Consider the following 9,387-nt stretch of genomic DNA (forward strand, 5'->3'; position numbering starts at 1 on the left):
AGCGGCCCGGAGACCCAGGAGCGCTACGCGGAACTGCTCGCCGTCGTCGAGAAGAAGTGCCCCGTTCTCGACCTGTTCCAGAACCCGACGCCGGTGACGTCGACGCTGGCGGTCGCGTAGTCGCCTCAGCGGATAGTCGCATTGTCGGTGGCGCGGCCTACCCTGGAACGGTGACGAAAGCGCAGTACGGAGTCTTCCGATACCTGGCCGCGCCCGAGCACACCGAGACGTACCGTCGGATCATGCTGGCCTTCGTGGCCGCCAAGGAGCGCTTCACCGTGCATCTGCGGCCCGAAGAGGTCCAGGACGCGCTCGATGCGGAAAGCGCCGGCCCGGGCCGCGACCTCACGGCGGCACTCACGCAACTGGTCGAATGGGGTAACCTGCGCGCCGACCCCGTGGGCGCCGGGGATCATCGACCTCGAAGTGATGTCGACGATATGGCGGCTGGTGCGCACGTCGCAGATCAGCGCCGACGAGGGCGATCGCGGTCTCGCCCTGCTGCGGCACGCGCCGATCCGCCGCATCGACGCTGTCGACGTGAGTGCCGAGGCGTGGATGCTGCGGCAGTCCGTGCGCATCACCGACGCGTTCTACATCGCCGCCGCACGTCTTCTCAGCGCTGACCTCCTGACCTCCGACGGTCGGCTGTCCCGTGCGCCGTCGCTCGGTGTCACTGTCGTGCTCTTGCGCTGAATCCGCCGGTCGCAACCCGAGTACGACCGCCGAGGGCTCCGCCGGTGTGAACCCCGCCTTCTCCACCGAGGAGACGGCAGTGCGGTTCCCCGAGATCGGCTGGATGATCACGCCGGGCACCTCGTCGCCGTTGACCGATGCCGCCAGCGCGGCGGAATGGCCAACGCCACGACCATCGAACGTCTCTGACGGCGCGGCTCGCATCACGCTGCGGGATGCGGCAGGTGCACTGTGCAGCAATACGCACTGTGCAGCAATACGCACTGTGCAGCAATACGCACTGTGCAGCAATACGGAGTTGCGCAGGATCGCGGAGCGAATGGGGCGCACGCATCCGTCATCCGGTACATCTCCGTTTTCCGGCACGGGCACCGCGCCTGCCGCCGACGTCACGAGGCGCATCCCGCCTGCCGTATACATGGATGTCCTAGTATCATAGAGGAGTACCGATAAAAATACGACGTCGAGACATCCGGGCGCAGCTCCCCACGAACAGAGCCCGCGTCCTGCCACAGAGGAGATCCCCATGGTGATGACTGCAGAGCCGACCACCCTGACCCCGGAAGAGCGCGCGGCGATGATCGAAGCGGTGGGCGAGTTCACCCGCACCGAGCTCGAACCGCACGCGCAGGAGTGGGACCAGGAGAAGCACTTCCCGCGGGAGACGATTCGCCGCGGAGGCGAACTGGGGCTCGGCGGCATCTACGTCAACCAGGAGCACGGGGGCTCGGGCCTCGCACGCCGCGACGCCGTGGCCATCTTCGAGCAGCTCGCCCAGGGTGACCCCGCGATCGCCGCCTACATCTCGATCCACAACATGGTTGCCTACATGATCGACACGTACGGCGACGACGCGCAGCGCGCCGAGTGGCTGCCGCGCCTGGTGCCGATGGAGACGTTCGGTGCGTACTGCCTCACCGAGCCGGGCGCCGGTTCCGATGCCGCGGCGATCACGACGAGCGCGATCCGCGACGGCGACGAGTACGTCATCACCGGCGTGAAGCAGTTCATCTCGGGCGGCGGCGAGGCCGGCGTCTACGTCGTCATGGCCCGCACGGGCGCCCCTCGACAGGCTCGGGAGCCGAACGGATCACGTGGGATCACCGCGTTCATCGTGCCCGATGGCACGCCCGGCCTGTCGTTCGGGCCGAACGAGAAGAAGATGGGCTGGAATGCGCAGCCCACCCGCCAGGTGATCTTCGACGAGGTGCGGGTACCCGCGTCGGTGGTGCTCGGCGAGATCGGACAGGGCTTCAAGATCGCGATGAACGGCCTCAACGGCGGGCGCTTGAACATCGCGGCGTGCTCGCTGGGCGGCGCCCAGTGGGCGCTCGACAGGGCCGTGCGGTACGTGCACGAGCGCTTCACGTTCGGCGAGGCGCTCGCCGAGAAGCAGAGCGTCGTGTTCACCCTCGCCGATATGGCCGCCGAGCTGCGGGCCGCCCGCGCGCTGGTGCGGGATGCGGCGATCGCGCTGGATGAGAAGGACCCGGATGCCGCGGCCCACTGCGCCATGGCGAAGCGCTTCGCCACCGACGCCGGGTTCCGCGTGGCAAACGAAGCACTTCAGCTGCACGGCGGCTACGGCTACCTTCAGGAGTACGGCATCGAGAAGGTCGTGCGCGACCTGCGCGTGCACCAGATCCTGGAAGGGACCAACGAGATCATGCGCCTCATCGTCGGCCGCCACGTCCTGGAAGGTGGTAACTGATGAAGATCGCTTTTCTGGGCCTCGGCCACATGGGACTGCCCATGGCCCGCAACCTGAAAGCTGCCGGTCATAGGGTCATCGGCTTCGACGTCTCTGCCACCGCCGTCGCCGCCGGTGAGGCCGCCGGCCTCGACACCGCGCCCTCTGGCGTCGAGGCCGTCCGCACAGGTGTCGACGTCGTCATCACGATGTTCCAGAAGGGCCAGCAGGTGCTCGATACCTACACTGGCGGCGGTACCGGCGGTGGTCTGCTCGACGTCGCCGCGCCCGGCACGCTGTTCGTCGACTGCTCGACCATCGCCGTCGACGAGGCGCAGGCGGCGCACGAGCTCGCTGTCGCGGCCGGTCATCGCATGGTCGATGCGCCCGTCTCGGGCGGCGTCGTCGGCGCCGAGAATTCCACCCTCGCCTTCATGGTGGGCGGCAGCGATGCCGACTTCGAGGCCGTGCGCCCGCTGCTCGAGGTGATGGGCCAGCGCATCGTGCACTGTGGCGGCCCGGGGCTCGGCCAGGCGGCGAAGATGTGCAACAACATGCTCCTGGCCGTCTCCCAGATCGCGGTGGCAGAGGCCTTCGTGCTGGGGGAGCGGCTCGGGTTGAGCCACCAGGCACTGTTCGACGTGGCATCCAACGCTTCCGGTCAGTGCTGGGCGCTGACGACCAACTGCCCCGTTCCCGGGCCCGTGCCCACGAGCCCGGCGAACCGCGGATACGAGCCCGGGTTCGCCGGAGCCCTCATGGCGAAGGACCTGGGCCTCGCCGAGCAGGCCGTCGGGGTGACCGGCGTCGATGCGCGCATGGGCATGCTCGCCCGCGAGATCTACGCCGCGTTCGCCGATGGCGACGGCGCCGGGCAGGATTTCTCTGGCATCATCAACACCATCCGTGGCGACAGCGACGAGAGGACGGCATGACCGACTACGAGACCATTCTCGTCGAGACCCGTGGCCGGGTGGGCTGGATCACCCTCAACCGGCCCGAAGCCCTGAACGCCCTGAACTCACAGGTGATGCGCGATGTCGTTGCCGCGGCGGAGGCGTTCGACGCCGACGACGGCATCGGCGCGATCGTCGTGACCGGGTCCGAGCGCGCGTTCGCCGCCGGCGCCGATATCAAGGAGATGGAGTCGAAGTCCGGCCTCGACATGGTGATGGACGACCACTTCGGCGCGTGGGCGCGGTTCGCTGCGGTGCGCACCCCGGTGATCGCGGCGGTGTCGGGGTACGCTCTCGGCGGCGGGTGCGAGCTCGCGATGATGTGCGACATCATTCTCGCCGCCGACACGGCCACGTTCGGCCAGCCCGAGATCAACCTTGCGGTGATCCCGGGCATGGGCGGCACCCAGCGCCTCATCCGCGCGGTCGGGTACTACAAGGCGGCCGAACTGGTGCTGACGGGACGGATGATGGATGCTGCCGAGGCAGACCGTGCTGGTCTGGTATCGCGTGTGGTCCCGGCATCCGATCTGCTCGATGAGGCCGCCAAGACGGCGGAGGCGATCGCGACGAAGTCGCTGCCGAGCGTGTTCGCCGCGAAGGCGGCCTTGGACGCCGCGATGGAGACGACCCTCGCCGAGGGGCTGCGGTTCGAGTCGCGCGCCTTCGCGGCGCTGTTCGACACCGCCGACCAGAAGGAAGGTATGGCGGCCTTCCGCGAGAAGCGTGCGCCCGACTTCCAGCACCGCTGACCCGGCCGGGTCAGCGGTGGCTACAGCGGGTCGGGCTGGGGGCGAGGGTCGTCGAAGTCACCGGCGTCGCGGCGCATGCGCGCGATGAGGCGCACGAGCTCGTCGGTGTCGGCCCGGCTCAGGCCCGGCTTCTCGAAGACCTCGGCGTTCAGTGCGGCGGTGGCCTGCTCCGACAGCGTGCGCCCGGCGTCGGTGAGCACCACGAGGGTCGCGCGGCCGTCGGTCGGGTGCGGCTCGCGGCGGACATGACCGGATGCCTCGAGCCGGTCGACCGTGTTGGTGACACTCGTCGGGTGCACCTGCAGGCGGGCCGAGGCAGAGGCCATCGGCATCCGCTCCGACCGGGAGAACCGCAGCAGCGTGAGCAGCTCGTACCGCGCGAAGGTGAGACCCAGCGGGCGCAGTGTCTCGTCGACGCGGGCCAGCATGAGCTGCTGCGCCCGCATGATGGAGGTCACGAGTGTCATGCCGGGCGCGGCATCCGCCCACCCGTGGTCGAGCCACTGGCGCTTCGCCTCGGCGATCGGGTCGATGGGAAGACGCTTGTGCTGTGCCACGACACCCCCCTTATGTATAGGTTACCCGGTGTGCGCAGGGGATTTCCGCCCGATCTGACCCCCGAATGTATACATACGTGCCGACTCCGCGCCGCTGGCGCCGGCAATGTTCACCCGATTGGGTACATTGCCCGTCCGCCAGTAGACTCGCCGCAGGCGTGAGGAGTTGTCGATGAAGATCGTCGTACTGGTCAAAGAGGTTCCGGATACGTATGGGGATCGCAAGCTGAACTTGGAGACGGGGCTGGCCGATCGGGCGGCGTCGGAGGCGGTGCTGGACGAGATCGGGGAACGCTCGGTCGAGGTCGCGCTGGCGTTCGCCGACAAGAATCCCGACACCGAGGTCGTGGTGCTCTCGGTGTCGCCGGAGTCGGCGGCCGCGTCGATTCGCAAGAGCCTGGCGATGGGCGCCGGATCGGCGGTGCAGATCGTGGACGAGCGGCTCTCGGGTGCGGATGTCGGCCTGACCGCGCAGGTGCTGGCTGCAGCGATCGCGCGCGCGGGTTTCGACCTCGTGATCGCGGGAAACCAGTCCACCGACGGCTCGGGCGGTGTGGTGCCGTCGATGGTCGCCGAACTGCTGGGCGTGCCGCAGGTGACCGGGCTGGCGTCGGTGGAGATCACGGACTCGGCGGTGTCGGGTGCACGTGTGACAGACGACGGCGTCGCCCAGGTGTCGGCGCCGCTGCCGGCGGTGATCTCGATCACCGAGGCGCTGCCGGATGCGCGGTTTCCGAACTTCAAGGGCATCATGGCGGCGAAGAAGAAGCCGTTCGAGGTGCTGTCGCTCGATGACCTGGACATCACGGTCGACGAGGGCGCGGTGGCGCACGAGATCATGGTCGCCGTGTCGGAGAAGCCGCCGCGGGGCGCGGGCGTGAAGATCGTCGACGAGGGCGATGCGGGCACGCAGCTGGCGGAGTTCCTGATCCAGAACCGGCTCGCCTAAGAAGGGCATGGAGATGACGTTTGCAGATGACACGATCCTCACTGTCCTGGATGTGACCCCGGCGGGCGAGCTGGCGAAGTCGTCGGCCGCACTGCTGGGCGCGGCAGCGGGGGTGGGCACGCCGGTCGCGGTGGTGGTCGCCGCCGCGGACGCGGTGGAGAAGCTGGCGCAGGATGCCGCGACTCTGGGTGCCACGCAGGTGCTGACGGCCACGGGCGACGCGTCGGCACTGACGGTGCCGATCGTCGACGCGGTCGTGGCAGCGGTCGACCTGGTGCGTCCGGACGCGGTATTGATCTCGAACTCGATCGAGGGGCGGGATGTCGCGGGCCGGCTGGCCGTGCGCATCGGCGCTCCGGTCGGGGTGGATGCGGTAGGGGTGAACCGGGACGACGAGGGTGTCGTCGCGCAGCATTCGGTCTACGGCGGCGCGTACAACGTGGACTCGGCGGCGACGTTCGGGCCGCTCGTGGTCACGCTGCGACAGGGCGCGGTCGACGCCCGGGCCGACGCGGCACCGGTGCAGGCGACGGCGCTAGAGGTCGCAGCGTCGGGGAAGCCGGCCGCGACGGTGGATTCGTTCGAGCCCGCGCAGGTGACGTCATCGCGGCCCGAGCTGCGTGGCGCGGCGAAGGTCGTATCGGGCGGCCGGGGCCTGGGCTCGGAAGAGAAGTTCGTGCTCGTGGAAGAGCTCGCCGACGTGCTCGGCGCGGCCGTGGGAGCGTCGCGCGCGGCGGTGGATGCCGGGTACATCCCATATGCGCATCAGGTCGGGCAGACCGGGGTGTCGGTGTCGCCGCAGCTGTACGTGGCGCTCGGGATCTCGGGCGCGATCCAGCACCGCGCGGGCATGCAGACGGCGAAGACGATCGTCGCAATCAACAAGGACGCGGATGCCCCGATCTTCGAGGTCGCCGACTTCGGTGTGGTTGGTGACCTGTTCACCGTCGTGCCGCAGCTGATCGAGACGCTCACGCAGAAGAAGCAGTAACCCATGGTGACGTCTGGCACAGTGCGTCGAGGGCTGCCTCGGGTTCCCGGCGGCGACCCGTGGCCCCCCGCCGGCGCTGCCCCCGCCTCCGCTGCCGACACCGCGGCTGCTGCGCCCGAGGTTGCCGCGCCCGAGGTTGCCGCGCCCGCCGCAGCCGCAACGGTTGCCCCCGCCTCTGTTGAGTCGTCGCATACGGCGGGTGTTTCCGTTGCGGACCGTGCCGATGCGACGACGGAAGCAGGGGCGGGCACCACGGTGCGCCGTGGTCTGCCGCGGGTTCCGGGTGGCGAGCCGTGGCCGCCGGCCGGCGCCGCACCCGCAGCCGCCGGCGCGGTGACTGCAGCCGCCGCTGCGTCGTCACACACGGCTGGCGCGGGCGCCTCGGACCGTGCCGATACGACGGCCGAAGCCGCGATGAGCGCCGATACCTCCGTTGCGTCGTCGCACACGGCGGGTGCGGAAAGCTCGGATCGTGCGGATGCGCCGACTCAAGGTCGGGCAGCGACCGTGGTCGCCGCGTCGGAGACGCCGCTGCGCCGCGGGCTGCCGCGCACGGCGGGCGGGGAGCCGTGGCCGGCGGCCGGATTCGCCCCGGTGCTGGTGGCTGCGGGGGGTGGTCCCTCGACAGGCTCGGGAAGCGAAGGGGCAGGCTCGGGAAGCGGAGGCGTAGCGCCCCTCGACGAGCGGACCCTGAGCCTGCCGAAGGGCGGGGAGCGGAGTACCGCAGACGGGCTCGAGGTGCAGGTGCCTGCGGTGGTGACTACCGCGGCCCGCGACACCTCCGCCCCGCTCGCCGGGCCGCGCACGGTGGTGCTCACCTCGAATGCCGCCCGCTGGAACGCGGAGCGCGTCGCCCGGCAGGGTAAGGGCCCGGTGGCCGAACCCGAGCCGAAGCGGTACGGGCCGTTCACGAAGATCCAGTGGTTCGGCGCGGTGGTGATCGCCGGGGCGGGGCTGCTGATCGCCGCGGCGTTGGCGGTCGTGTTCGTGCGCTGGTTCCTCAGCCTGGGGTTCATGCAGGACTTTCTGACAGCCTTCCCGGGCGAGTACCACCTGCCCGAGGGCGCCCCGGTCGGGTTCCCGGCGTGGCTCGGCTGGCAGCACTTCTTCAACGTCTTCCTCATGGTGCTGATCATCCGCAGCGGTCTGCGGATCCGCACCGAGAAGCGGCCGACCGCGTTCTGGACCCCCCGCCGCGATCCGAAGGGCAAGGTCAGTCTGACGATCTGGTTCCACCAGTCGCTTGACATCCTGTGGCTGGTCAACGGTGTCGTCTTCGTGGTGCTGCTGTTCGTGACCGGGCAGTGGATGCGGGTGATCCCGACCAGCTGGGAGGTGTTCCCCAACGCGCTGTCGGCGGTGCTGCAGTACATCTCGCTGGACTGGCCGACCGAGAACGGCTGGGTGAACTACAACAGCGTGCAGCAGCTGACGTACTTCGCCACGATCTTCCTCGCCGCGCCGCTGGCTGCGCTCACCGGCTGGCGCATGTCGGGCATGTGGCCGAAGAACGCGAAGGGCCTGAACAAGGCGTACCCGATCGAGTGGGCCCGCGCGGTGCACTTCCCGGTGATGCTGTACTTCGTGGCCTTCATCGCGGTGCACGTGTTCCTGGTGTTCGCCACCGGAGCCCTCCGCAACCTGAACCACATGTACGCCGCGCAGGGCTCGGTCGACCCGAACGCGTACGCCGACAACTGGACCGGGTTCTGGTTCTTCGTCGCGTCGGTGGTCGTCATCGCCGCCGCCTGGGTCACCGCACGACCCCTGACCCTCGCGCCCATCGCCCGCCTGTTCGGCACGGTGAGTGCGAGGTAGGCGGATGCCTGAGGCCCGGTCGGACGACATCGCCCACGACGTGGTCCGTGTCGATGCGGGGGATGTCGCCCTGGTCGGGGATCGCTGGCTGCCGGCGGGGCCATCGCGCGGGTCGGTGCTGCTTCTGCACGGCGGCGGCCAGACGCGGCACTCGTGGCGCCGCACGGGCGCCCGCCTCGCCCGTGCCGGGTGGACGGCGGCAGCCTTCGATGCGCGCGGCCACGGGGACAGCGGCTGGGCGCCGGACGGGGACTACTCGGCGGCCGCGCTCGTCGGCGACGCCCGGCAGCTGGTGTCGTGGATGGGCGCGCCGCCCGTCGTCGTCGGCGCGTCGATGGGCGGCATGACCGCACTGGTCGGCGAGGGGGAGGAGGGCGGCCTGGCGGCCGGTCTCGTGCTCGTCGACATCGTCGCGCGGCCCGACCCGGTCGGCATCGAGCGCATCCACAGCTTCATGGCCAGCGCGCCCGACGGCTTCGCGACGCTCGAGGAGGCGGCTGACGCGATCGCCGCCTACAACCCGAATCGGCCCCGGCCGCGTTCGACAGACGGCCTGCGGAAGAATCTGCGTCAGCGACCGGACGGTCGCTGGTGCTGGCACTGGGATCCTCGATTCCTCGGCGTCGGCAGCGAGCCCGAGCGCGAGCTGCGGGCGGAGCGGCTGGCGCGCGCGGCCGAAGGGATCACCGTGCCGACCCTGATCGTGCGCGGTGCGAACTCGGATATCGTCAGCACAGACGGCCTCGACGAGATGCTGCGACTCATCCCCCACGCCGAGGTGGTCGAGGTCGCCGCCGCGGGGCATATGATCGCGGGCGACGACAACGACGTCTTCACCGCACGGCTCACCGGCTTCCTGGAAGGGCTCGAGTGACCACACCGCAGACCGATGAGCGCTGGACGACGTTGACCACGCGCATCCTCGCTCCGAATCCGGGGCCGATGACGCTCGACGGCACGAACACCTTCGTGATCCGC

The 9,387-nt window shown here is 69.7% G+C and carries 9 protein-coding genes and 1 pseudogene; 9 read left to right on the plus strand and 1 reads right to left on the minus strand.

Annotated features, from left to right (window positions below):
- Nucleotides 1–242: 242 nt before the first annotated feature.
- The 5 genes and pseudogenes from ACK5IN_RS05810 to ACK5IN_RS05830 form a co-directional block, all read left to right on the plus strand.
- Nucleotides 243–335: pseudogene (locus ACK5IN_RS05810) on the plus strand (hypothetical protein); the annotation flags it as partial.
- A 94-nt stretch (nt 336–429) separates the two neighbouring features.
- Nucleotides 430–696, plus strand: coding sequence for a type II toxin-antitoxin system VapC family toxin (locus tag ACK5IN_RS05815; RefSeq protein WP_416895260.1), 267 nt, complete (start codon nt 430–432; stop codon nt 694–696).
- A gap of 526 nt (nt 697–1,222) precedes the next feature.
- Nucleotides 1,223–2,407, plus strand: coding sequence for an acyl-CoA dehydrogenase family protein (locus ACK5IN_RS05820; protein ID WP_416895261.1), 1,185 nt, complete (start codon nt 1,223–1,225; stop codon nt 2,405–2,407).
- On the plus strand, nt 2,407–3,321 hold the full coding sequence (mmsB, locus tag ACK5IN_RS05825; RefSeq protein WP_416895262.1) for a 3-hydroxyisobutyrate dehydrogenase: 915 nt from the start codon (nt 2,407–2,409) through the stop codon (nt 3,319–3,321). The genes ACK5IN_RS05820 and mmsB overlap by 1 nt, the downstream gene beginning before the upstream one ends.
- Complete coding sequence (locus ACK5IN_RS05830) at nt 3,318–4,094, plus strand: enoyl-CoA hydratase (protein ID WP_416895263.1); 777 nt, start codon at nt 3,318–3,320, stop codon at nt 4,092–4,094. Before mmsB ends, ACK5IN_RS05830 begins: the two co-directional genes overlap by 4 nt.
- A 20-nt stretch (nt 4,095–4,114) precedes the next feature.
- Here ACK5IN_RS05830 and ACK5IN_RS05835 read toward each other — a convergent pair whose 3' ends face one another.
- Nucleotides 4,115–4,651: a MarR family winged helix-turn-helix transcriptional regulator gene (locus ACK5IN_RS05835; RefSeq protein ID WP_416895264.1), complete on the minus strand. Its 537-nt coding sequence runs from the start codon at nt 4,649–4,651 to the stop codon at nt 4,115–4,117.
- 172 nt (nt 4,652–4,823) lie between these two features.
- Between ACK5IN_RS05835 and ACK5IN_RS05840 the strand changes: the two genes are divergently transcribed.
- The 4 genes from ACK5IN_RS05840 (at nt 4,824) to ACK5IN_RS05855 (ending at nt 9,283) form a co-directional block, all read left to right on the plus strand.
- The gene (locus ACK5IN_RS05840; RefSeq protein WP_416895265.1) at nt 4,824–5,600 is read left to right on the plus strand and encodes an electron transfer flavoprotein subunit beta/FixA family protein; all 777 of its coding nucleotides are present in this window, start codon (nt 4,824–4,826) and stop codon (nt 5,598–5,600) included.
- 13 nt (nt 5,601–5,613) lie between these two features.
- Nucleotides 5,614–6,591, plus strand: coding sequence for an electron transfer flavoprotein subunit alpha/FixB family protein (locus tag ACK5IN_RS05845; protein ID WP_416895266.1), 978 nt, complete (start codon nt 5,614–5,616; stop codon nt 6,589–6,591).
- 507 nt (nt 6,592–7,098) lie between these two features.
- Nucleotides 7,099–8,409, plus strand: coding sequence for a cytochrome b/b6 domain-containing protein (locus ACK5IN_RS05850; RefSeq protein WP_416895267.1), 1,311 nt, complete (start codon nt 7,099–7,101; stop codon nt 8,407–8,409).
- Between the two features lie 4 nt (nt 8,410–8,413).
- Nucleotides 8,414–9,283 (plus strand): alpha/beta fold hydrolase, encoded by an 870-nt coding sequence (locus ACK5IN_RS05855; RefSeq protein WP_416895268.1) that lies wholly within the window; start codon nt 8,414–8,416, stop codon nt 9,281–9,283.
- Nucleotides 9,284–9,387: the final 104 nt, after the last annotated feature.

Origin of the sequence: Microbacterium sp., from assembly GCF_047971895.1 — a bacterium.
In the GTDB taxonomy this organism is placed as follows: Bacteria; Actinomycetota; Actinomycetes; order Actinomycetales; family Microbacteriaceae; genus Microbacterium.

Excerpts from the sequence above, each read along its gene's own strand:
- ACK5IN_RS05815 (WP_416895260.1), top strand. The coding sequence starts at position 430 with ATGTCGACGATATGGCGGCTGGTGCGCACGTCGCAGATCAGCGCCGAC.
- ACK5IN_RS05820 (WP_416895261.1), top strand. The coding sequence starts at position 1,223 with ATGGTGATGACTGCAGAGCCGACCACCCTGACCCCGGAAGAGCGCGCG.
- ACK5IN_RS05855 (WP_416895268.1), top strand. The coding sequence starts at position 8,414 with ATGCCTGAGGCCCGGTCGGACGACATCGCCCACGACGTGGTCCGTGTC.
- ACK5IN_RS05845 (WP_416895266.1), top strand. The coding sequence starts at position 5,614 with ATGACGTTTGCAGATGACACGATCCTCACTGTCCTGGATGTGACCCCG.
- mmsB (WP_416895262.1), top strand. The coding sequence starts at position 2,407 with ATGAAGATCGCTTTTCTGGGCCTCGGCCACATGGGACTGCCCATGGCC.
- ACK5IN_RS05830 (WP_416895263.1), top strand. The coding sequence starts at position 3,318 with ATGACCGACTACGAGACCATTCTCGTCGAGACCCGTGGCCGGGTGGGC.
- ACK5IN_RS05840 (WP_416895265.1), top strand. The coding sequence starts at position 4,824 with ATGAAGATCGTCGTACTGGTCAAAGAGGTTCCGGATACGTATGGGGAT.